This is a genomic window from Ruegeria sp. BF10 (genome assembly GCF_056538725.1).
Window position 1 is genome coordinate 679,052 of the sequence record NZ_JBQFTR010000001.1, and the last position, 19,404, is coordinate 698,455.

Consider the following 19,404-nt stretch of genomic DNA (forward strand, 5'->3'; position numbering starts at 1 on the left):
AGACCGATCCCAATAACGCGGAGATCACCATGACCGGTTGGGTCCTATTCCTTGCAGCACTCATCACCTTCCTTCTCAGCCACGCGATTCCCGTTCGGCCCGCCATACGCGGACGGCTGATCGATACACTCGGACGCCGGGGGTATTTCACCGCTTATTCGGTTCTGTCGCTGGCCGTCCTGGCGTGGTTGATCATGGCCGCTGCAAACGCCCCTTATGTCGAGGTCATCCCGCCATTCGCGGTTTTGCGCTGGGCGCCGGTTCTGATCATGCCGGTGGTCTGCTGGCTGGCTGTCGCGGGGCTGATCATTCAGAACCCTTTCTCTTTCGGAGGGCTGGGCAATCGGCCCTTTGACCCAGAGCGGCCCGGTATCCTGCGCACCACCCGACACCCGATCCTTGCCGCGCTGATGCTGTGGGCGGTGGCACATCTGCTGGCCAATGGCAGCCTGTCACATGTGATTCTGTTCGGCCTGTTTGCCGGTTTCGCGGCCATGGGCATGGCCCTTGTCGACCGCCGCAAGTCGCGGGAAATGGGCTTTGAATGGGTCCGCTTGTCCCGCAACACGGCGCGGTTTTCACTGCGCGCACCGCGCCCCTGGCCACGTCCCGGGGTGTGGCTGGCCGCGCTTGCCGCCTATGCGGTTCTGCTTCACCTGCACGCTCCTGTGATTGGCCTGTCCCCGCTTCCGTGAACGAGGGAGTGGCCGGGCGGTGCCTTGCGTGCTATTTGAAACGTCACAAACGAATTACAAGAGGTCCAAGATGCATCTGGCCTATGTCACCACCACCGATCGCGGCGCGACAGACCGCCTGCTGAGCGCCGTTGCGGAACGTCTGCTGGCGTCCGGCGCGAAACTGGCCGGTGTCGTGCAAACGAACACGGAATGTGCCGACAGCAGCAAATGCGATATGGACTTGCGCGTGCTGCCCGACGGTGAAACCATCCGCATTTCGCAGTCGCTGGGCACCCAGTCACGCGGCTGCCGTCTGGACCCCGCAGCGCTGGAACAGGCGGTGGGATATGTGACTGCCTCGCTTGAGGATGCGCCACAGCTGCTGATCATCAACAAGTTCGGCAAGCATGAATCCGACGGTCGAGGGTTCCGCCCCGTGATCGGCGAAGCGCTGGCGATGGACATCCCGGTTCTGGTCGGCGTGAACGGTTTGAACGAAGAGAAATTCCAGACCTTCGCGGATGGTTCCGCGGAAGCCCTCCCGGCGGATCTGGATGCAATCGAGGCGTGGTTCAACAAGGTCTCGGGACTGCGCCCGGCGGCGGAGTAGAACCTTCCAAATTTGTTTGAGAGACAAAAAACGGCGCTGATCAACTATCAGCGCCGCCTTTTTTTCATGTTGGGTGCAACTAGGTTGTCTTAAGCCTGCGGTACCCGAACAGGCCCAGAACGGCCCCGATCAAAAGCAGCCCGCTTGCGGGCAAGGGGACCGGTGCAACCTGCAAGTTGTCCACATTGAATTCGCCACACCATTGGTCGCACCAAACGGTATTGGATCCAAGGCCAAAGGGGAATTTGACCGCGTTGGGGACGTTCAGCGTGATCAACAGTTGATCAATGGCGGTGAACCCACTGGAAAAACCAAAAGTGCTCAAAGCCGAAGGTCCGAACGTCTGCGTCGCAACTGTGGCACCGTTCAGAAGCCCCGAAAATGTCAGGGTCGGGACTGTCGCAGTACCCGCCTTGAGCCACTGGTTGTAAGCCTGCGTTCCAAGCGCGGGTGCAGGGCCGCGACCGGTCTTGAACACACGCGACAAACCAGACAGATCCACGGATTGTGCCGTAAATCTCGTCCCGTTTACGGCCTGCACCACCGTTGACAGCACACCGTTGTCGTCGTGGAAGTTGATCTGATTTCCAAAGTTGTAGACAGGGGCATAGTCAAAAGTGAAACCCTGGCTGGTTCCTTGAAACGTTGTCAGCCCGCTTTGAGGATCATTCGGAAAGTTGTTGTCAAATGTAATAGTCAGCGCATTCGCTGCGCCCGCGACACAAACGGCAAGCGCCGCCAAAAGCAGTCTCATAACAAGTCCCTCGCAAAAACGTGTTCAGACTAGCGGGCGATGCCCGGTTTCGCAACTTTTACGAGTCTTTGCAGCCGTCATTGCGCATAAGCATGCACATAAGCACGCGCGGGCAATGCATTCTGACCATCTTTGAAACCTGCTGGAAAGATGGTGGGCGACCCTGGAATCGAACCAGGCGTGCGTCTCCGCGAGGGAGTTACAGTCCCCTGCCACACCTTGCGGCCTGTCGCCCACTGTCAGGCGTTGCACCTGACGTGGAGGCGTGATTACTAGCGCACCAAAGGAGCGTCAACAGGAAAATTTCGCTTTGGCGCAGGAAACCGAACTCTTGGCCCGGAGGCCTGAAAAATGAAGAAACCCAGATGGGTCGTTGAAAAGGAACAGGCGCGCAAGGCCGCGGCTGCTGAAACCGTTTGGCTGTTCGGTCTGCATGCGGTTCGCGACGCTTTGATGAACCCCAATCGGCAGAAACTGCGCCTGATCGTAACGCGCAATGCGCGGGATAAACTGGCGGAAGCGATTGAATTCTCTGGTATCGAGCCCGAGATGGCTGATCCGCGCAAGTTTACAGCGCCCATTGATGCAGGCTCGGTGCACCAGGGGGCCGCGCTGGAGGTGAAACCACTGGACTGGGGCGGTCTGGCCGAAAACTGCATCGGTCGGGAAAACCCGCGCGTCATTCTTCTGGACCGCGTCACGGACCCGCACAATGTCGGCGCGATTCTGCGCTCGGCCGAGGTTCTGGGTGCCAGTGCCGTGATTGGCACGCGCCACCATTCCGCGCCCGAGACCGGGGCACTGGCAAAAACCGCCAGCGGCGCGCTGGAGCGTCAACCTTACCTGCGGATGCGCAACCTTGCCGACACAATTGTTGAACTACAGAATATGGGATTTCTGGTCCTTGGGCTGGACGGAGAAGCAGACGTGACGATCGAAGGCGCGCTGAGCGACGGTCGGGACCGCCCCGTCGCACTTGTTCTTGGGGCGGAAGGCCCGGGATTGCGCCAAAAGACGAAGGAAACCGTAGATCAATTGGTGAAAATTGACGCAGCCGGGGGATTCGGATCGCTGAATGTCTCAAATGCGGCGGCAATCGCCCTATATGCATCCCGGCCCTGACAAAAAAGGAGAGCGCTATTCCCGGTCCATCAAAAATCGCGACCTGCTGCTATTGCGGGACCCGGGCAGCGTTGGTCCTGAGGGGCAAGGAGCGGCACGAGCTGAGCTGTTCCAGTTGTGGCGCACCTCTGCATGATCTGAAGATGCTGCCCAAGCGGAAGGCCGCGCCTTCCAAAACGGTGCGATCTGCGGTTTCTCACACCCCTCCGCGGAAGGCCAAGCGAAAAAAGAAGAAAAAGAGCATGTTCTCGCGCGTATTCGATGAAGCCTGGGATGTGATCGAAGATATCTTTGATTGAACGAATTTGGGTGAAGATCGTTCACATCCACGTCAACAGGGGTTCCGCATGCAGCAAAAAATTGCATCTTCATACCCCAGTGAATTCAGATTCTGACATGACAATGCTGACCCGACGTTCCACACTTGGCGCGCTGTGCGCTTTTTTTCTGGCGCCTGCCACGTATGCGCAGGAAAGGCCCGTGTACTACACCACCGAAGGGGTGGCGTTGGCCGGGTATGATGCCGTGTCCTTTTTCGACAGTTCTTCGCCCATCATGGGCATGCCCGAGAATTCCGTGATGTGGAAAGGAGCGCGGTGGCATTTCACCTCGCAGGAGAACCGCGAACTTTTCGAAAGCAACCCCCGTGCTTTCGCGCCGCAGTTCGGCGGGTATTGTTCATATGCGATGGCGATGGGCGTTCTGAAGAGTGCAGACCCCAAGGCCTGGAAAGTTGTGGATGGTCGTCTGTACCTGACGCACTCGATCGAAATCGAAGAAGTCTGGCAGCGGGATCAGGCAGAATACATTGAGATGGCTGAACAAAACTGGCCGGCACTCCTCTATCAGGAATGAGCGGGAATCAGGTAATCGTGAAGAGTCATCACAAAAATGCGCCGCCCCTCTTTTTTTTCCCAAATATATGCCTAAATGTCACAGTGACCGCGGAATGGAACTGCCGCGGGTCATTTCACTGTCCCTCGTTCCAACAACTGGCGCCCAAGACTTCTTGGGCGCTTTTTTCTTTTTGGAACCCTGCTAAGGATAGGGCATGCCAGACTATTCCGATCAGCACCTGAGAACCATTCTGCAACGCACCAAGACCGTTGCCGTTGTCGGGGTGTCCATGAACCCGGTGCGACCCAGCTATTACGTCGCCCGCTACCTTTCGTTGAAAGGGTTCAACGTGATCCCGGTCAATCCGGGCCATGGCGGGAAAGACCTGTTTGGCCAGACGGTACGAGGCAGCCTTTCGGAAATATCCGAACCCGTGGACATGGTAGACATCTTCCGGCGGTCCGAATCCGTGCCGCCCATTGTGGACGAAGCGTTGGATGCATTCCCGACGCTCGGCACGATCTGGATGCAGATCGGGGTTGAACACCCCGATGCGGCAGCCAAGGCCGAGGCCCGCGGTGTTGACGTGGTGATGAACCGCTGTCCGAAGATCGAATATCAGCGCCTGTTTGGCGAGCTGCGCATGGGCGGGTTTTCCACCGGGATCATCTCGTCCAAGCTTTAGGGCGTTGCTGGCTGATATGGTTTCAGGCGGGCCACCTGTTCCTGACGTCGTTTTTCCAGCACGACGTCACGTGGCACCCACTCATAACGGGTATCCTCGACAAGTGGTGTCCAGAACAACACCCCGCCATAGCGCCAGGGGTCCAGCACGACGCCCTCATACAACGACTCTCCCTTGCGACTGATAATCGCGGTGCTGTGGTCGATCCTCAGTGGATTGTCGGCGTTGGCGATGGCGCGGTGCAATTCCAGCGTCTGGAAGTTTTCCTGTTTCAGGCGACGCTCGATATCCTCGGCCCAATGCCAGCACAGACCACGCGGGCGCAATCCCTTGTTGACCTTTGCATTGTGGATCAGCGGCGGATCGGTGATCTGGTATTCGTCCACCAGCTGCGCGGTATAGGAATAGGCGACTTGCGCCGCCCGGCGGGCCTCTTCAGGATCGATATCCGGGCCAAGCCGCTGAATTTCGTCTGTCAGGCGTTGTACCTCATCCCCGGTCGAGGGGGGAGGCGCCGCACATGCCGCAACGATGGCAAGCGTTGCCACAAGCATCAAAACTCGGATCATGTCGCGCCCTCGGCCTGTCAGTCTGACGCCCGAGTATAGCGGCCATTGTAACGGCGCGGAACCCGGCCCTTACCCTTTGGGGCGGGCGGCTTTTTCGGCAATTCCGCTGATGCCCTGACGGCGCGCAAGCTCGGCCAGGACATCTTCCAGCGCCACGTCTCGCGCAGCCAGCATGACCAGCAGGTGGTACAGCACGTCTGCGGCTTCGGCGGTCAGCTTGGCCTGATCGCCCTTCGTGGCTTCGATGATGGCTTCGATGGCTTCTTCACCAAATTTCTCGGCGCATTTCTCGGGACCCTTTGCAAGCAGCTTGGCTGTCCAGCTTGAATCCGGATCCGCCCCTTTACGTGCCTCGATCGTGGCAGCAAGGTCGTGTAGAATACTCATGTCAGCCTCATCGGAATGCCAGCGGCGGCCATATGTTCTTTGGCTTCGCGGATCGTGTATTCGCCGAAATGGAAGATCGAGGCAGCAAGCACCGCACTCGCGCCGCCTTCGGTGACGCCTTCGACAAGATGGTCCAGATTGCCGACACCGCCGCTTGCGATCACGGGCACGTCCACAGCATCGGAAATTGCACGGGTCAGGGGCAGGTTGAAACCAGCCTTGGTGCCGTCGCGATCCATCGAGGTCAGCAGGATTTCTCCGGCGCCTTTGGCGACAACGGTTTTTGCGAATTCTACCGCGTCAATGCCCGTGGGCTTGCGTCCGCCATGGGTGAAAATCTCCCACTTGCCGGGACTGACCGTCTTGGCGTCGATCGCGCAGACGATGCATTGGCTGCCGAATTGATCTGCCGATTCCGCGATTACGTCGGGATTGGCAACGGCAGCCGAGTTGAAGCTGACCTTGTCTGCCCCGGCCAGCAACAGGGCGCGTACATCATCTTTGGTCCGAACGCCGCCGCCGACTGTCAGAGGTACAAAGCACTGCTCGGCCGTGCGCTGTACCACGTCGAACATGGTGCCGCGGTTTTCGTGGGTGGCGTGGATGTCCAGAAAACAGATCTCGTCCGCGCCTGCGGCGTCATACGCCTTGGCCGATTCCACGGGATCGCCGGCATCGCGCAGACCGACGAAATTCACGCCTTTGACCACGCGGCCATCGGCAACATCAAGGCAGGGAATGATCCGGGTCTTCAGCATCTGATCGTCCTTCTTTGCCGGACCTTTACCGACAAAGCGCCGCTGATGCCACAGACGTTTTGACGCCCATGGCCCGGATCGCACCGGCCATGGGCAGCCCGGGTGTCCAGCTTCAGTGATCCTGGTTCTTCAGCAGTTTCAGCGCCGAGAGCAAGTTTGCCTTGTCATCGGTCCAGGGCTGCGCACCGTCGGTTTCAACGACTTGCCAGTTTCCGTCCTGCACAAAACTCTCAATTCGGGATTTGTCCGGGCTCAGGATCACCACGCTGCTGGTGGCGGCTCCGGTTTCAACCTGCTCTTCGCCCACGGCCAGCCTTTGATGCGCAGCTGTCAGGTTCAAACTGTCGGCAATTCGGGCCAAAGGCTGGACCAGATCGTAGAACCGGTTCGTGATGTGGAACACCAGAACCCCATCGTCTGTCAGGCGGCTCGTGTACATCTCTACCGCCTCGCGTGTGATCAGGTGAAGCGGAATCGCGTCCGAGCTGTAAGCATCCAAGACCAGGATATCGAAGGCAAATGGCTTTTGCTTAAGAACGATCCGGGCATCACCCAGATGGGTTTCGGAATCGGGTGTGCATTCCGACAGATAGGTGAACAGCGAAGGGTCGCGTGCGATCTGGTCAACGGTCGCGTCGATCTCGAAGAAGTCCCAGTTTTGCGAAGGCTGCCGGTAACAGGCCAGCGCCCCTGTTCCCAGACCGACAATTCCGATGCTGCTGGATTGTTTGCCGAAGTCCGACGTGATGACCTGCGCCATTGGTCCTTCGGGGTGATAATAGGACAGCGGTGTGGGCCGAGTGCCATATTCGGACTCGCGTTGCCAGCCATGCACCGTGGTGCCGTTCTTGTAGACGCGGTAGCCCTCACTTGAATACACCGAATGCACGCCGAAAAAGCTGCGATCTTCGAACACCGGATTGTTCTTTACTGCAAATGCAGGCAGCAGAACGACGGCAAGAACCACCGGGATACGCATGGCCTGTGCCCGGAACAGGTACAGCACCGCAAATATCAGCACGAACAGGGCGCCTGCGCGCGGGATGTCCGCACTCAGGGCCGCGACGCCCCGTGTTGCACCCGCGATGACGAGGATGAAAACACTTGCCGCAATGCCCATGATGACGTGGCGAAGGGCAAATCCCGGCGCGCGGACAAGGAACAATCCTCCGGCCAGGATCATGGTGATTGGCGCCTCCAACTCACGTGTGAAGGCAATTGGCGCAACGATCGAGTTGAACAGACCGCCAATCGCTCCGCCCACGGAAAGGGCGATGTAGAACACGGTCAACTGCTCGGCTGACGGACGCATGTCGTAAAGCAGGCGGTGTGCAAAAAGAGCGATGACGAACAACACCGGGACATAGAGCAGGATAACCACCGGCGCGTCATGTTCGCTGACCACTTTGGACACCAGTACGACACCCGCCGCCAGCGCCGCCAGCATGGGCAGGTTCAAGGCGTCAAGCGTCAGGTGTTTCCATTTGGCGAAGGCAATGATGAAGGACAGGATGTAGACCGCCAGCGGAACGACCCAGATCAGCGGGAGAGCACCAAGGTCCGTGCTGACCCGCGTTGTGAAGGACAGCATCAAGGAAGAGGGGATGAAGGCGACGAACACCCAGATAGCCATTTGCCGCAGGGTGGGGAAACTGGCCTTGAGTGCTGTTTGCACCGAGGACTCTGTGTGACGTGATCCCCGCAGGGCGATCATGCCACTGCCCAGCAAGAGCGCCCCGAACAGCACGAAGCCGATCAGCCAAACGCGGCTGATCTCAGCGGCGCCAAAAAATGGGTCTGCAACCAAGGGGAAGGCCAACAACGCCAACAAGGATCCGACATTACTGGCGCTGTAAAGGAAATACGGATCATCTGCCGAAGGCCCGCCCGACTTGGCGTACCAGGCCTGCAACAGGGGCGCATTTGCCGACAATACCGCAAAAGGTACACCCACACCTACGGCGAACAGGCCAAGCGTTTGCAGCGCGGTCGAGGTCGAGGCGTCATAGCTCCAGCTTTCGTTGGTGGACAGCGGCAGGAAAGTCAGCGCTGCGACCCAGAATGCAAAATGGGTGATGATCTGCCAGCGCAAGGGCAGAAACTTGGTCAACAAATGCGCATAAACATACCCGAGTATCAGCACCACTTGAAAAAACAGCATTGCGGTCGTCCAGACCGCCGGCGCACCGCCGATCTTGGGAAGAACCAGCTTGGCAAAAAGCGGCTGGACAAAGAAAAGCAGACTCGCGCTCGTGAAAATCGCCGCGCAGAAGATCGCAATGGTTGCTGATCTGAATCTGGACGTGTTGGGAACTTCTAGGTTGGAAATACTCACGTGTACCACCCGGGTTGTTGTGTTTGACGAAGGAATTAAGCGGGGATTCCGCCCGATTTATGGCTCAACGCAGTAAAATGTTTGGCTTCTGGTCGGATTGTTCGCAAAAACAAGGGTAAAATGAGCATCTCCAATTCAGGCAAGGCTTTGCTGATGCCAGACTTGTGATTGTCAGAATTCCAAAACCTGTGAGAATTGGGGTGAATATTACAGAAGGAAAACCGATATGCGTAGCTTGATACTTGCTTCAATTCTTTCGCTCGGAGGGGCTTTGGCCGCCATGGCTGACGACATCATCAAAGTTCAAACGAACAAATCCGTAGCCGAAGCGCTGGATGCGCTGGAAGCGGCGGTTGGCAACGCAGGGGCCACCGTCTTCGCCCGCATCGACCACGCGGCCGGGGCGGAAAAGGTCGGTACGCCCATCCCGGCCAATCAAGTGCTGATTTTCGGCAATCCTGCGCTGGGCACGCCGGCCATGCAGATCGATCCGCGTGCAGGATTGTTCCTGCCGCTCAAAGTGCAGGCGTACGAGGATGAGAACGGTCAGGTCTGGTTGGCCTATGAAGACCCCAAGGAAACGATGGACGAGTTGGATGACGTCGAAAAGTCACCAGTCATCGAGAAGATGCGCGGTGCGCTCGCCAAGTTGACCGCTGCCGCCGCGGGTTAAGACCGTTTTGGATCTGCGCTTGCGCTTTTCACACGCGCAAGCGCGTTTCGCGCGATCAGGATGTGAAACGGCAGGATCGCTGCAAGGTACAGGTGCCCGCCAAGGTTATGGCGACGGACCCACGTGGCCAGCGAGATGCGACCGTTTTCCGACAGGACGGAAACCCGGAAATCCAGGTGGCGATCGTTGAAACCTGCGATCACCTCGGTCCTGTCATCATGTTCAACCGGGAAAATACCCAGCTTGTCGTCAGCATCCGGGCCGGTCGTACTGAGGTCAAAGGGTGTTACCAGCAGACCGCGCAGCCGAAGCAACGCCATCGCCCATCCGGGGAACGCGGTGATGATTTCCGCGGCCCGGCGCGGTGGAAGATTGGATTCGACGCTGAAGCAGTCCAGAAAGTCGCCGGTTTTGTACCGTTCGTGCAGCAGGCTTTGCGCGGACAGATCGGAACGCTTTACCGGCGAATGGAACATTGAACTATTCTCTGAGCGTCGTCAGAGCCTCTTTCAGATCAATCGCCCCATCATAAAGCGCACGTCCGGAAATGGCACCGTTCAGGGCTGCGCCACAATCGCGCAGGGCGATCAGATCGGCGATCGAGGACACGCCGCCAGATGCGATGACCGGAATATCAACCGCTTTGGCAAGCTCTGCGGTGGCCTCGACATTGGGGCCCTGCATCGCGCCGTCCCGGTTGATGTCGGTGTAGATGATCGCGGCCACGCCCGCGTCTTCGAAGCTGCGGGCCAGATCGGTTACCTGAACATTGGTTTCTTCGGCCCAACCCTTGGTGGCAACCAGACCGTTGCGCGCGTCGATGCCCACGGCGACCTTGCCGGGAAAGGCTTTGGCCGCTTCGCGCACCAGATCGGGGTTCTCGACCGCGACCGTGCCCAGAATAACCCGCGCCAGACCCTTTTCGATCCAGGTTTCGATGGTCGCCATGTCGCGGATGCCGCCGCCCAATTGCGCGGGCACGTCGCAGGCTTTCAGAATCGCTTCGACCGGGGCGGCGTTGACCGGCTCACCTGCAAAGGCGCCGTTCAGATCGACCAGATGCAGCCACTCGCACCCGGCCTCGACAAAAGCGCGCGCCTGCGCGGCGGGGTCTTCGTTGAACACGGTGGCTTTGTCCATTTCACCACGCAGCAGGCGCACGGCATTGCCGTCTTTGAGGTCGATGGCGGGGTAGAGGATCATGTCGGGCGGCCCTATATCTGTGTTGCACGCGCGGGATATCGCACAGGCGGGGCAGGGGATGCAACGCGACGCTGGGTCATTCTTGCCCGCAGCTGGTTGCCGGGTCAGACTGCTCGCAAAACAGGGAGACAATCATGAAGAGATTTACTTTTGCAGCGGGTTTGATGCTTCTTGCGACCAGCGCAATGGCTGCGGATCCCGTCGACGGTCTGTGGAAGACCGCACCGGGTGATACCGGCGGCTATCTGCACGTGACGATTTCCGCATGCGGCAGTGCGATCTGCGGAACCATCGACAGCGCGTTTGATGCGGATGGCAACGAGCAGCTGGAATATGAAAACCTTGGCAAGCAGATCATCTGGGACATGGTGCCCGAGGGTGGCGGAAGCTATGACAGCGGCAAGATCTGGGCACCGGACCGGGACAAGACATACAACTCGAAAATGTCGCTGGACGGCCAGAACAAACTGACCGTCAAAGGGTGTGTGGCGGGCGGTCTGATCTGCCGCGGACAAACCTGGACGCGTGTTCAGTAGGGTTCAGGGTTTCCAGGTCAGGAAGTTTCCCAGCATGCGCAGGCCAACGTCCTGACTTTTCTCGGGGTGAAACTGCATTCCAACCATCGTGTCGCGGCCAATGACGGCCGTGACCTCCTGCCCGTAATCCACATAAGCCAATCGCTGTGCCGGGTCGGATACCCGGAAGTGGTAAGAATGCACGAAATAGGTGTGATCGCCGGATTTCACCCCGTTGAACACCGGGTGATCGCTGTCCAGAACAAGATCGTTCCAGCCCATATGCGGCACTTTCAGCGATGTGTCTGACGGCTCGATTCTGACGACATCGCCGGCAATCCAGTCCAGACCATCCGTTTCGCTGTATTCATGGCCCTTGGTTGCCATCAACTGCATGCCCACACAGATGCCCAGAAACGGGCGGCCTTTCTGTTCGACCGCCTCGACCATCGCGTCATAGATACCCTTGTGACCACGCAATTCGGCAGCGCATGCCGGAAACGCCCCGTCGCCGGGCAGAACCAAGCGATCCGCACGTGCCACAACATCCGCGTCCGAGGTGACGACAACCTCGCCCGCGCCGACCTCCTGCGCCATGCGCTGAAACGCTTTTTCCGCCGAGTGCAGGTTGCCGCTTTCGTAGTCGATAATGGCGGTCAGCATTTACAACGCGCCTTTGGTCGACGGAATCGCGTCTGCCTTGCGCGGATCGGTTTCGACGGCGTCACGCAGCGCGCGCGCGACGGCCTTGAATGCGGCCTCGGCGATGTGGTGGCTGTTGAAACCGTGCAACTGGTCGATATGCAGCGTGATGCCTCCATGGGTGCTGAGCGCCTGAAAGAACTCGCGCACAAGTTCTGTGTCGAATGCACCGATCTTCTGCGTCGGCAGGTCCACATTCCAGATCAGATAGGGGCGGCCCGACAGGTCCAGCGCACAGCGCACCTGAGCGTCATCCATGGGCAGGTGGCATTCTCCGTACCGCCGGATACCTTTCTTGTCGCCCAGGGCCTGCGTCAAAGCCTGCCCCAGCGCGATGCCGGTATCTTCGACCGTGTGGTGATCATCAATGTGGTAATCGCCCTTGGCGCGGATCGTCATGTCTATCAGGGAATGGCGCGCCAGTTGATCCAGCATGTGATCAAAGAAGCCAACTCCGGTCTGGTTGTCATATGTACCGGCGCCATCCAGATTGATCTCTACCGAGATTTCCGTTTCGGCAGTCTGGCGGCTGATCTTTGCGCTGCGCATGGGCGAATTCCTTTTGCTACAGGCGCGCTTATAGACGGGGATGGTCGTGGTTTTCCAGACCATGCGTTGCGATCGCTGCAAACTGTTGCAGGGGATTGCACCCGGCTTGGCCCCGTGTCAGCTTGCCAACAACACGAACCGATAGGGTCAAACCATGTCCACCTGCGTTTTCATCCAGATCCGCTGCAAGCCCGGCACCACCTACAAGGTCGCCGAGGAAATCGCCCTGCGCGAAATCCACTCCGAACTGTATTCCACCAGCGGTGAATATGACCTGCTGCTCAAGCTCTATATCCCCGAAACCGAGGATGTGGGCCATTTCATCAACGAACACCTGCTGGTGATTCCCAATATCGAACGCTCGCTGACCACAATGACGTTCAAGGCGTTTTAACCCAGTTCGAATGTGGTGACGCCAAAGACACGGTCCAGATCGATATCCGGCGTGTGGTCGGAATACATCCGGGCCGTTTCAAACACCTTCTCAAGACCCAGCGCATCCGCCAGCGCAAAGGCGGCGGCGTTGGGCCGCGGCATGTCGATGAACACGTCATGCGTGGCGTGATCGTCGGGGATGGCTTCCAATACCGAGGCCAACAGGGCTTGCGCAATCTCGGCGTCGTCCGCAAACAACGGCCCGATCTTGTATCCGCTTTGACAGGGCCGCAGGGTCGCATAGCCCCGGATTACGCCATTCTCGGCAATCACGCGCGAGGCGTGGCTGGGCGCGCTCAGCCAATCGCGCAGGAAGATGTTGCGCGGGGCAGGGAACATCTGCCGGTCATAGGCGGCTAGATCGTCCGAGAGGCTGTGCAACTCCTCAACCCGCGCAGCCGGTTGCGCCCCGAGCGCGGCCAGAATCCCGCGTTTTGTCCCGCCAAAGCGGTAGTTGTTATAGGCAAAGGTAAAACCGGACTTGCGATAGTTATCCTGCTGCTCGACGACACCATCCAGACCGGTGTTGTCCGCATTGCAGTTTTCCAAGGCGTGCCGCCAGATTTTCAGCCCGTGGCCCGATCCGCGAAACTCGGGCCGGACGATGTAGAACCCAAGGAACGCAAAGGCGTCATCATACTGAACGACCGAAATGGAAGCGATCATCTCGCCATCCAGGAACCCGCCGAGAAACCCGCGGGGATCCGTGCCGTGGAAGCAACGAGCATCGTGATACCCCGGGTTCCACCCTTCGCGCCCGGCCCAATCGACGGCCTTTTGCACCTCGTCAACGGTGAGTGGGCGGATGACGTAATCAGACATGGGTGAATCCTGCGTTGGGCGATGCAACCAGAATGACGCAATGTCTTGTGAAGAACCAGCATGTATGGAGAGTTCTGTATCTGGAGCGGGCGAGGCGATTCGAACGCCCGACCCTAACCTTGGCAAGGTTATGCTCTACCCCTGAGCTACGCCCGCATCAGATACATATGTGGTCCGAAGACCTCTCAATGGAGCGGGCGAGGCGATTCGAACGCCCGACCCTAACCTTGGCAAGGTTATGCTCTACCCCTGAGCTACGCCCGCGCCGTTGAGTGAGGAGGGATTTATAAATTCCCACGCGGGGCTGCAAGCGGAAAAACACAAAAATGAGAAAAAAGTATTTCGACGGAACCCGGCATCCGGCCCGTTCAATCTCAAACACGGATCAAAAAAGGACACAGGCAGAGGGGCTTTCATGATATCCGTTGCTGACATGAAGATAATGGCGCTGGCCGCGATGATCTTGCTGGTCGCCGTGATGCCGGAATCGGACGATCACGAACACAATCGGATCACGCCCGTTTTGTTGAAAGCGCCCCATGTGATGACGACGGAACTGACGGGATAGCACCCGCCAGCTGTCCTACAGCGCCAGAATCAGGTTGGCGATGGCCGCAACCAGAATGGCCAGGAACGTCAGGCTCATGCCAGCCTGCCGCAGGATGACGATCTGGGGCGTGCGCCCGAATCCGTACGCGTGCAGCAGACGCCCGGCCAGCAACATCAAGCCCAGTCCATGCAAAAGCAAACCTCCGGCGCCCTGCAATTCCACCATGGCGATCAACAATAGGGCGATTGGGGCGTATTCGGCGCAATTTGAATGTGTCCGTATCGCCTTGATCATCAATTTGCTGCCCCCATCCCCGACCGAGATTTTGTCGCTGCGGCGCTGAAGGATCACTTTGACGCTGAGTGCAACGTAAAGAATAGCGATCAGGGCCGCATAGATCGGGGTGATAGCAAGCATGGTGTGTCTCCGCTCCGGCATAGAAAAAGGGCCGCGTGGTTTCCCGCGCGGCCCTTTGAACTGTAACCGGTTCGGCAGCTTATTCCAGCTCGATCAGAAGGTCCTTTGCGTCAATCTGGCCGCCGGGCTGCACATGAACGGCCTTGACGGTCGCATCGCGCTCGGCGTGGATGCCGGTTTCCATCTTCATCGCCTCGATGGTCAGCAGCATGTCGCCTTCCTTGACCTGCTGGCCCGCTGTTACGGCGACAGTGGCAACAACACCTGGCATCGGCGCACCGACATGATCCGGGTTGCCGACCTCGGCCTTGGGCCGCGCCTGCGTGGTCGAGGTGACCAACCGGTTCGGAACCCGGATCACGCGCGGTTGACCGTTGAGTTCAAAGAACACTTTGACCTCGCCCTTTTCATCCGTTTCGCCAATGGCCTGACAGCGGATTTCCAGCGTCTTGCCGGGGTCGATTTCCGCGGTGATCTCCTCGCCCGGCTCCATGCCGTAGAAGAAGGTGCGCGTTGGCAGCGTACGGACCGGGCCGTAGACCCGGTGGCGACCCATGTAGTCCAGGAACACCTTGGGATACATCAGGTATCCGTTAAGATCCTCGTCATCGACCTCTTTGCCTTCCAGCTGCTTGGACAGCTCGGCGCGGGTGGCTTCAAGATCGACCGGGGGCACATCCTTGCCGGGTCGTTGGGTGTTGGGCACCTCGTCTTTCAGCACCTTCTTGATGATGGTCTCGGGGAAACCGCCCGGAGGCTGACCCAGATTGCCGCGCATCATATCCACGACCGAATCGGGGAAGGCCACATCGGTATTCGGATCCTCGACCTGTTCACGGGTCAAGTTCTGGCTGACCATCATCAACGCCATGTCGCCAACGACCTTGGAAGACGGAGTGACCTTGACGATGTCACCGAACATCTGGTTCACGTCGGCATACATCTGTGCCACTTCGTGCCAGCGCTCTTCCAGGCCCAGGCTGCGCGCCTGTGCCTTGAGGTTGGTGAACTGACCGCCGGGCATCTCGTGCAGGTAAACTTCGGACGCCGGGGCCTGAAGGCTGGATTCGAAGGCCGCATACTGGCCACGCACAGCCTCGAAGTAATCGCTGATTTCACGGATGGCCTTGATGTCCAGCCCGGTGTCGCGGTCGGTATGGCGCAGCGCCTCGACCACGGTGCCCAGCGTCGCCTGGCTGGTGTTGCCCGAGAAGCTGTCCATCGCGCAGTCAACAGCATCCACGCCCGCCTCGGACGCGGCCAGAATGGTCGCGCTGGCAATACCGGCGGTGTCATGGGTGTGGAAGTGTATCGGCAGCCCGACCTCTTCTTTCAGCGCGCGGATCAGGATCTTGGCCGCAGCCGGCTTCAGCAGGCCCGCCATGTCCTTCAGGCCTAGAATATGCGCGCCGGCGTCGCGCAGTTCTTGCGCCATGCCGACATAGTATTTCAGGTCGTACTTGGCACGATCCGGGTCAAGAATATCGCCGGTGTAGCAGACGGTACCTTCACAAATTTTGCCGCTTTCGACGACCGCATCCATCGCCACGCGCATGTTCTCGACCCAGTTCAGCGAGTCGAAGACGCGGAACACGTCAATTCCTGTCGCCGCCTGACGCACGAATTCCTGCACCACGTTGTCAGGGTAGTTCGTATATCCCACGCCGTTTGCGCCGCGCAGCAGCATCTGGGTCATCAGGTTCGGCATCGCCTCGCGCAGGTCCCGCAGGCGCTGCCACGGGCATTCCTGCAAGAAACGGTAGGCGACGTCGAATGTCGCGCCGCCCCAGCATTCGACCGAGAACAACTGCGGCAGGTTCGCCGCATAGGTCGGCGCCACCTTGATCATGTCGATCGAGCGCATCCGCGTCGCCAGCAGAGACTGGTGCCCGTCGCGCATGGTGGTGTCGGTGATCAGCAGTTGGCGCTGCGCCTTCATCCAGTCGGCCACCGCCTGCGGGCCCTTCTGCTCCAGCAGGTTGCGGGTACCCATCTGCGGTTCGGCCTTCAGCGCCGGAGGCCTGGCCTCCTTCAGGTCGGCGCGCGGGCGCGGGCGGTCCTTGGTTTCGGGATGCCCGTTCACGGTGATGTCCGCGATATAGGTCAAAACCTTGGTGCCCCGGTCGCGCCGCTTCTTGAAGGTGAACAGCTCGGGCGTGGTGTCGATGAACTTGGTGGTGTATTCGTTCGACAAAAAGGTTGGATGCTTGAGCAGGTTGATGACGAAATCGATATTGGTGCTGACACCACGAATTCGGAATTCTCGCAAGGCACGGTCCATCCGGCTGATCGCTTTTTCGGGCGTCGGGGCCCAGGCGGTAACCTTGGTCAGCAGCGAGTCATAATACCGTGTGATCACACCACCCGCATAGGCCGTGCCGCCATCCAGACGAATGCCCATACCGGTGGCCGAGCGATAGGCGGTGATGCGGCCATAGTCGGGGATGAAGTTGTTCTGCGGGTCTTCCGTCGTGATCCGGGTCTGCAACGCGTGGCCGTTCAGTTGTACGTCTGCCTGGCTTGCAGCGCCGGTCGCCTCTGCCAGAGGTTTGCCCTCGGCGATCAGGATCTGCGCCTGCACGATGTCGATGCCGGTGACTTCTTCGGTGACGGTGTGTTCCACCTGCACACGAGGGTTCACCTCGATGAAATAGAATTTGCCGGTGTCCATATCCATCAGGAACTCGACCGTGCCGGCGCATTCATAGTTCACATGAGCGCAGATACGGCGGCCCAGTTCACAGATCTCGGCGCGCTGTTCGTCGCTCAGATACGGGGCAGGGGCGCGTTCCACGACCTTCTGGTTCCGGCGCTGGACCGAGCAGTCGCGTTCATAGAGGTGATAGATCTCACCGTGTTTGTCGCCCAGGATCTGCACCTCGACGTGGCGCGCACGTATGATCATCTTTTCCAGATAACCCTCGCCATTGCCAAAGGCGGCTTCGGCCTCGCGACGGCCTTCCAGCACTTTCTCTTCCAGCTCGTCTTCCGACTGAATCGGGCGCATCCCGCGCCCGCCGCCGCCCCAGGACGCCTTGAGCATCAGCGGATAGCCGATTTCGGCGGCCTCCTTGCGGATCGCGTCCATGTCATCGCCCAGAACTTCGGTGGCAGGAATGACCGGAACACCTGCTTCGATGGCTACGCGCCGCGCGCTGGCCTTGTCGCCAAGCGCGCGCATGGTTTCCGCCTTGGGGCCGATGAAGGTGATGCCGTTCTTGACGCAGGCATCGACGAAATCCGGGTTCTCGGACAGCAGGCCATAGCCCGGGTGGATCGCGTCGGCACCACATTGCTTGGCGACACGGATGATCTCGTCGATCGAAAGATACGCGGCCACCGGCCCCATGCCTTCACCGATCTGATATGCCTCGTCCGCCTTGAACCGGTGCAGGCCCAGTTTGTCTTCTTCAGCGTAAACGGCGACGGTTCGTTTTCCCATCTCGTTTGCTGCGCGCATGACGCGGATGGCAATCTCGCCGCGGTTGGCGATCAGGATCTTGTTGAAGTCTGTCATGATAGGTCCCGGTCTTTTGTGTATGGGCGTCTTTTTGGGCGGAGAATACGCGCAGGTATATCCGTTCTTCTGGGTAGAACCGGCATGTTATCGCTCGCAAACGCCCTATGATCGCAGCGCCCTTATACTTTTGCTGCGCCGCAGCATCAAATGTTTAACGTTAACTCTCGATCTGACACAGGCTTGCCAGGCCCATCTGGCCCATATTTGCATGCAGGTCCTGCCTGAGAATCTCGATGACATGTGCAGGCCCCCGCGCGCCAAGTGCCGCGAGTCCATACAAAAAAGCCCGCCCGAGCATGACGAAATCCGCGCCCAGTGACATGGCCCTCAAGATATCCAGGCCACCTTCGACGCCGCTGTCGAAGATCAGGGGCAGGCGGGTCGCATCCCGGATAGAGGGAAGAACCTCAATGCTGGCCGGGGCCGCATCAAACTGACGACCGCCATGATTCGACACCCACAAGGCGTCGACGCCAACCTGTTCCAGCCGGCTCGTATCCTCCGGGCGCAGGACACCTTTCAGGACAAGCGGACCGTCCCAGTGGTCGCGCAGCCATTTGACATAGTCCAGATCCGGCGAGGTTCGAAGCAGGTAACCGATATGAGCCGTGGGCGGCAGATCTCCGGGGTTTTCGATATATTTGTCCAGCGTTCGCATGTGCGGCACGCCGTTGCGCAGCATGCCGATGGCCCAGGCGGGCCGCTGGGCGATCTGCGCCAGAATGCGCGGGGTCAGCTTTGGGGGTTGCCGCAGGCCCGATCGTGTCTGCCTTTCCCTGCGCGATGCGACGGGAACATCCGCGGTGAGGACCAGGGTTTTGAACCCGGCCTTGCGGACCCGGTTCAGCAGGTCCTTTCGAATATCCGGATCTCGGGGCGGGTAAAGCTGGAACCAGGCATTGTCCCCAATATGCGGTGCCATGTCTTCGGGGCTTTGGCTGGCCACTGTCGACAGAGTATAGGGAATACCCGCCTTTGCGGCCGCGCTGGCAAGCAGCTGTTCGGCGCGGGGCCAGACCAGCCCGGACATGCCGATCGGCGCGATTCCGAAAGGCAGCGGATACGAAGCGTCGAGAAACGTCTTTGACGTATCAAAGTCCAGCTCGCCATGCAGGATCGAGGGGCAGAGGCGCACACCATCCAGGGCCTGGCGGTTCCGGTGCAGTGTCGTCTCAATCCCGGTTCCACTGTCGATATACTCCCACACGAAATGCGGCAGGCGACGGCGCGCACGGTGTTTCAGATCCGGTATGCCGGGATAGGTGCTGTGCAAGTCCATGCAGA

At 59.2% G+C, this 19,404-nt stretch carries 23 protein-coding genes and 3 tRNA genes; 10 read left to right on the plus strand and 16 right to left on the minus strand.

Going from position 1 to position 19,404, the window contains the following annotated elements; translation table 11 throughout:
- Positions 1 to 29 precede the first annotated feature (29 nt).
- On the plus strand, positions 30 to 695 hold the full coding sequence (locus ACR0DJ_RS03455) for an NnrU family protein (protein ID WP_425078622.1): 666 nt from the start codon (positions 30 to 32) through the stop codon (positions 693 to 695).
- 70 nt (positions 696 to 765) lie between these two features.
- Positions 766 to 1,287: a DUF2478 domain-containing protein gene (locus ACR0DJ_RS03460; protein ID WP_171616026.1), complete on the plus strand. Its 522-nt coding sequence runs from the start codon at positions 766 to 768 to the stop codon at positions 1,285 to 1,287.
- Positions 1,288 to 1,366: 79 nt separating this feature from the next.
- Here ACR0DJ_RS03460 and ACR0DJ_RS03465 read toward each other — a convergent pair whose 3' ends face one another.
- Positions 1,367 to 2,041, minus strand: a complete 675-nt coding sequence (locus ACR0DJ_RS03465) for a VPLPA-CTERM sorting domain-containing protein (RefSeq protein ID WP_480683888.1) — start codon at positions 2,039 to 2,041, stop codon at positions 1,367 to 1,369.
- Between the two features lie 151 nt (positions 2,042 to 2,192).
- Positions 2,193 to 2,276: transfer RNA gene (locus ACR0DJ_RS03470), tRNA-Tyr, on the minus strand.
- A gap of 116 nt (positions 2,277 to 2,392) precedes the next feature.
- On the opposite strand from ACR0DJ_RS03470, the gene rlmB reads away from it, so the two are divergent.
- From rlmB to ACR0DJ_RS03490, 4 genes are all read left to right on the plus strand, one after another.
- Positions 2,393 to 3,163, plus strand: a complete 771-nt coding sequence (rlmB, locus tag ACR0DJ_RS03475; RefSeq protein ID WP_425078619.1) for a 23S rRNA (guanosine(2251)-2'-O)-methyltransferase RlmB — start codon at positions 2,393 to 2,395, stop codon at positions 3,161 to 3,163.
- Positions 3,164 to 3,180: 17 nt separating this feature from the next.
- The gene (locus ACR0DJ_RS03480) at positions 3,181 to 3,462 is read left to right on the plus strand and encodes a hypothetical protein (protein WP_480684751.1); all 282 of its coding nucleotides are present in this window, start codon (positions 3,181 to 3,183) and stop codon (positions 3,460 to 3,462) included.
- 97 nt (positions 3,463 to 3,559) lie between these two features.
- A complete protein-coding gene (locus tag ACR0DJ_RS03485) occupies positions 3,560 to 4,018 on the plus strand; it encodes a YHS domain-containing (seleno)protein (protein WP_170343686.1) in 459 nt (152 codons plus the stop codon).
- Positions 4,019 to 4,214: 196 nt separating this feature from the next.
- Positions 4,215 to 4,685: a CoA-binding protein gene (locus tag ACR0DJ_RS03490; RefSeq protein ID WP_480683890.1), complete on the plus strand. Its 471-nt coding sequence runs from the start codon at positions 4,215 to 4,217 to the stop codon at positions 4,683 to 4,685.
- Here ACR0DJ_RS03490 and ACR0DJ_RS03495 read toward each other — a convergent pair.
- From ACR0DJ_RS03495 to ACR0DJ_RS03510, 4 genes are all read right to left on the minus strand, one after another.
- Positions 4,682 to 5,254 (minus strand): hypothetical protein, encoded by a 573-nt coding sequence (locus ACR0DJ_RS03495; RefSeq protein ID WP_480683892.1) that lies wholly within the window; start codon positions 5,252 to 5,254, stop codon positions 4,682 to 4,684. The genes ACR0DJ_RS03490 and ACR0DJ_RS03495 overlap by 4 nt on opposite strands.
- 69 nt (positions 5,255 to 5,323) lie before the next feature.
- The gene (locus tag ACR0DJ_RS03500) at positions 5,324 to 5,641 is read right to left on the minus strand and encodes a phosphoribosyl-ATP diphosphatase (protein WP_170343689.1); all 318 of its coding nucleotides are present in this window, start codon (positions 5,639 to 5,641) and stop codon (positions 5,324 to 5,326) included.
- On the minus strand, positions 5,638 to 6,399 hold the full coding sequence (gene hisF / locus ACR0DJ_RS03505) for an imidazole glycerol phosphate synthase subunit HisF (RefSeq protein WP_117872606.1): 762 nt from the start codon (positions 6,397 to 6,399) through the stop codon (positions 5,638 to 5,640). Before hisF ends, ACR0DJ_RS03500 begins: the two co-directional genes overlap by 4 nt.
- A gap of 112 nt (positions 6,400 to 6,511) precedes the next feature.
- Complete coding sequence (locus ACR0DJ_RS03510; RefSeq protein ID WP_480683893.1) at positions 6,512 to 8,560, minus strand: fused MFS/spermidine synthase; 2,049 nt, start codon at positions 8,558 to 8,560, stop codon at positions 6,512 to 6,514.
- A gap of 400 nt (positions 8,561 to 8,960) precedes the next feature.
- Here ACR0DJ_RS03510 and ACR0DJ_RS03515 point away from each other — a divergent pair, with 400 nt between their 5' ends.
- The gene (locus ACR0DJ_RS03515; RefSeq protein ID WP_425078614.1) at positions 8,961 to 9,407 is read left to right on the plus strand and encodes a DUF302 domain-containing protein; all 447 of its coding nucleotides are present in this window, start codon (positions 8,961 to 8,963) and stop codon (positions 9,405 to 9,407) included.
- On the opposite strand, the gene ACR0DJ_RS03520 is transcribed toward ACR0DJ_RS03515, so the two are convergent.
- Both ACR0DJ_RS03520 and hisA read right to left on the minus strand, forming a co-directional pair.
- Positions 9,404 to 9,883, minus strand: a complete 480-nt coding sequence (locus tag ACR0DJ_RS03520) for a DUF2867 domain-containing protein (protein WP_480683894.1) — start codon at positions 9,881 to 9,883, stop codon at positions 9,404 to 9,406. The genes ACR0DJ_RS03515 and ACR0DJ_RS03520 overlap by 4 nt on opposite strands.
- Positions 9,884 to 9,887: 4 nt before the next feature.
- Entirely contained in the window at positions 9,888 to 10,610 is a 723-nt protein-coding gene (gene hisA, locus ACR0DJ_RS03525; RefSeq protein ID WP_480683895.1) for a 1-(5-phosphoribosyl)-5-[(5-phosphoribosylamino)methylideneamino]imidazole-4-carboxamide isomerase, read from the minus strand.
- A gap of 134 nt (positions 10,611 to 10,744) precedes the next feature.
- Here hisA and ACR0DJ_RS03530 point away from each other — a divergent pair, with 134 nt between their 5' ends.
- Positions 10,745 to 11,146 carry a DUF2147 domain-containing protein gene (locus tag ACR0DJ_RS03530; protein WP_170343692.1) on the plus strand — a complete coding sequence of 134 codons (402 nt, stop codon included), beginning with the start codon at positions 10,745 to 10,747 and terminating at the stop codon, positions 11,144 to 11,146.
- Between the two features lie 3 nt (positions 11,147 to 11,149).
- Here the strand turns inward: ACR0DJ_RS03530 and hisH are convergent, their stop codons facing one another.
- Entirely contained in the window at positions 11,150 to 11,788 is a 639-nt protein-coding gene (gene hisH, locus ACR0DJ_RS03535; protein WP_170343693.1) for an imidazole glycerol phosphate synthase subunit HisH, read from the minus strand.
- Positions 11,789 to 12,376, minus strand: a complete 588-nt coding sequence (hisB, locus tag ACR0DJ_RS03540; protein WP_170343694.1) for an imidazoleglycerol-phosphate dehydratase HisB — start codon at positions 12,374 to 12,376, stop codon at positions 11,789 to 11,791. It abuts the gene before it with no gap.
- 154 nt (positions 12,377 to 12,530) lie between these two features.
- On the opposite strand from hisB, the gene ACR0DJ_RS03545 reads away from it, so the two are divergent.
- Positions 12,531 to 12,770 carry an Lrp/AsnC family transcriptional regulator gene (locus ACR0DJ_RS03545; RefSeq protein ID WP_050602861.1) on the plus strand — a complete coding sequence of 80 codons (240 nt, stop codon included), beginning with the start codon at positions 12,531 to 12,533 and terminating at the stop codon, positions 12,768 to 12,770.
- Here the strand turns inward: ACR0DJ_RS03545 and ACR0DJ_RS03550 are convergent.
- The 3 genes from ACR0DJ_RS03550 to ACR0DJ_RS03560 form a co-directional block, all read right to left on the minus strand.
- The gene (locus tag ACR0DJ_RS03550) at positions 12,767 to 13,633 is read right to left on the minus strand and encodes a GNAT family N-acetyltransferase (protein WP_480683896.1); all 867 of its coding nucleotides are present in this window, start codon (positions 13,631 to 13,633) and stop codon (positions 12,767 to 12,769) included. The two genes, ACR0DJ_RS03545 and ACR0DJ_RS03550, sit on opposite strands and share 4 nt — an antisense overlap.
- An 81-nt stretch (positions 13,634 to 13,714) precedes the next feature.
- Positions 13,715 to 13,789 (minus strand) — tRNA-Gly (locus tag ACR0DJ_RS03555).
- A 33-nt stretch (positions 13,790 to 13,822) separates the two neighbouring features.
- Positions 13,823 to 13,897 (minus strand) — tRNA-Gly (locus ACR0DJ_RS03560).
- Positions 13,898 to 14,048: 151 nt separating this feature from the next.
- Between ACR0DJ_RS03560 and ACR0DJ_RS03565 the strand changes: the two genes are divergently transcribed.
- Positions 14,049 to 14,201 carry a hypothetical protein gene (locus ACR0DJ_RS03565; RefSeq protein ID WP_480485285.1) on the plus strand — a complete coding sequence of 51 codons (153 nt, stop codon included), beginning with the start codon at positions 14,049 to 14,051 and terminating at the stop codon, positions 14,199 to 14,201.
- Between the two features lie 15 nt (positions 14,202 to 14,216).
- On the opposite strand, the gene ACR0DJ_RS03570 is transcribed toward ACR0DJ_RS03565, so the two are convergent.
- The 3 genes from ACR0DJ_RS03570 to ACR0DJ_RS03580 all read right to left on the minus strand — a co-directional run bounded on the left by ACR0DJ_RS03570 (position 14,217) and on the right by ACR0DJ_RS03580 (position 19,399).
- A complete protein-coding gene (locus ACR0DJ_RS03570) occupies positions 14,217 to 14,600 on the minus strand; it encodes an MAPEG family protein (protein ID WP_480683898.1) in 384 nt (127 codons plus the stop codon).
- Between the two features lie 79 nt (positions 14,601 to 14,679).
- A complete protein-coding gene (locus ACR0DJ_RS03575; RefSeq protein WP_480683899.1) occupies positions 14,680 to 18,117 on the minus strand; it encodes a pyruvate carboxylase in 3,438 nt (1,145 codons plus the stop codon).
- 160 nt (positions 18,118 to 18,277) lie between these two features.
- Positions 18,278 to 19,399 (minus strand): alpha-hydroxy acid oxidase, encoded by a 1,122-nt coding sequence (locus ACR0DJ_RS03580; RefSeq protein WP_480683900.1) that lies wholly within the window; start codon positions 19,397 to 19,399, stop codon positions 18,278 to 18,280.
- Positions 19,400 to 19,404 lie beyond the last annotated feature (5 nt).

What these genes read in the sequence shown, in the direction of transcription:
- ACR0DJ_RS03455 (WP_425078622.1), top strand. Translation starts at nt 30, where the DNA reads ATGACCGGTTGGGTCCTATTCCTTGCAGCACTCATCACCTTCCTTCTC.
- ACR0DJ_RS03460 (WP_171616026.1), top strand. Translation starts at nt 766, where the DNA reads ATGCATCTGGCCTATGTCACCACCACCGATCGCGGCGCGACAGACCGC.
- ACR0DJ_RS03465 (WP_480683888.1), bottom strand. Translation starts at nt 2,041, where the DNA reads ATGAGACTGCTTTTGGCGGCGCTTGCCGTTTGTGTCGCGGGCGCAGCG.
- rlmB (WP_425078619.1), top strand. Translation starts at nt 2,393, where the DNA reads ATGAAGAAACCCAGATGGGTCGTTGAAAAGGAACAGGCGCGCAAGGCC.
- ACR0DJ_RS03485 (WP_170343686.1), top strand. Translation starts at nt 3,560, where the DNA reads ATGACAATGCTGACCCGACGTTCCACACTTGGCGCGCTGTGCGCTTTT.
- ACR0DJ_RS03490 (WP_480683890.1), top strand. Translation starts at nt 4,215, where the DNA reads ATGCCAGACTATTCCGATCAGCACCTGAGAACCATTCTGCAACGCACC.
- ACR0DJ_RS03495 (WP_480683892.1), bottom strand. Translation starts at nt 5,254, where the DNA reads ATGATCCGAGTTTTGATGCTTGTGGCAACGCTTGCCATCGTTGCGGCA.
- ACR0DJ_RS03500 (WP_170343689.1), bottom strand. Translation starts at nt 5,641, where the DNA reads ATGAGTATTCTACACGACCTTGCTGCCACGATCGAGGCACGTAAAGGG.
- hisF (WP_117872606.1), bottom strand. Translation starts at nt 6,399, where the DNA reads ATGCTGAAGACCCGGATCATTCCCTGCCTTGATGTTGCCGATGGCCGC.
- ACR0DJ_RS03510 (WP_480683893.1), bottom strand. Translation starts at nt 8,560, where the DNA reads ATGCTGTTTTTTCAAGTGGTGCTGATACTCGGGTATGTTTATGCGCAT.
- ACR0DJ_RS03515 (WP_425078614.1), top strand. Translation starts at nt 8,961, where the DNA reads ATGCGTAGCTTGATACTTGCTTCAATTCTTTCGCTCGGAGGGGCTTTG.
- ACR0DJ_RS03520 (WP_480683894.1), bottom strand. Translation starts at nt 9,883, where the DNA reads ATGTTCCATTCGCCGGTAAAGCGTTCCGATCTGTCCGCGCAAAGCCTG.
- hisA (WP_480683895.1), bottom strand. Translation starts at nt 10,610, where the DNA reads ATGATCCTCTACCCCGCCATCGACCTCAAAGACGGCAATGCCGTGCGC.
- ACR0DJ_RS03530 (WP_170343692.1), top strand. Translation starts at nt 10,745, where the DNA reads ATGAAGAGATTTACTTTTGCAGCGGGTTTGATGCTTCTTGCGACCAGC.
- hisH (WP_170343693.1), bottom strand. Translation starts at nt 11,788, where the DNA reads ATGCTGACCGCCATTATCGACTACGAAAGCGGCAACCTGCACTCGGCG.
- hisB (WP_170343694.1), bottom strand. Translation starts at nt 12,376, where the DNA reads ATGCGCAGCGCAAAGATCAGCCGCCAGACTGCCGAAACGGAAATCTCG.
- ACR0DJ_RS03545 (WP_050602861.1), top strand. Translation starts at nt 12,531, where the DNA reads ATGTCCACCTGCGTTTTCATCCAGATCCGCTGCAAGCCCGGCACCACC.
- ACR0DJ_RS03550 (WP_480683896.1), bottom strand. Translation starts at nt 13,633, where the DNA reads ATGTCTGATTACGTCATCCGCCCACTCACCGTTGACGAGGTGCAAAAG.
- ACR0DJ_RS03565 (WP_480485285.1), top strand. Translation starts at nt 14,049, where the DNA reads ATGATATCCGTTGCTGACATGAAGATAATGGCGCTGGCCGCGATGATC.
- ACR0DJ_RS03570 (WP_480683898.1), bottom strand. Translation starts at nt 14,600, where the DNA reads ATGCTTGCTATCACCCCGATCTATGCGGCCCTGATCGCTATTCTTTAC.
- ACR0DJ_RS03575 (WP_480683899.1), bottom strand. Translation starts at nt 18,117, where the DNA reads ATGACAGACTTCAACAAGATCCTGATCGCCAACCGCGGCGAGATTGCC.
- ACR0DJ_RS03580 (WP_480683900.1), bottom strand. Translation starts at nt 19,399, where the DNA reads ATGGACTTGCACAGCACCTATCCCGGCATACCGGATCTGAAACACCGT.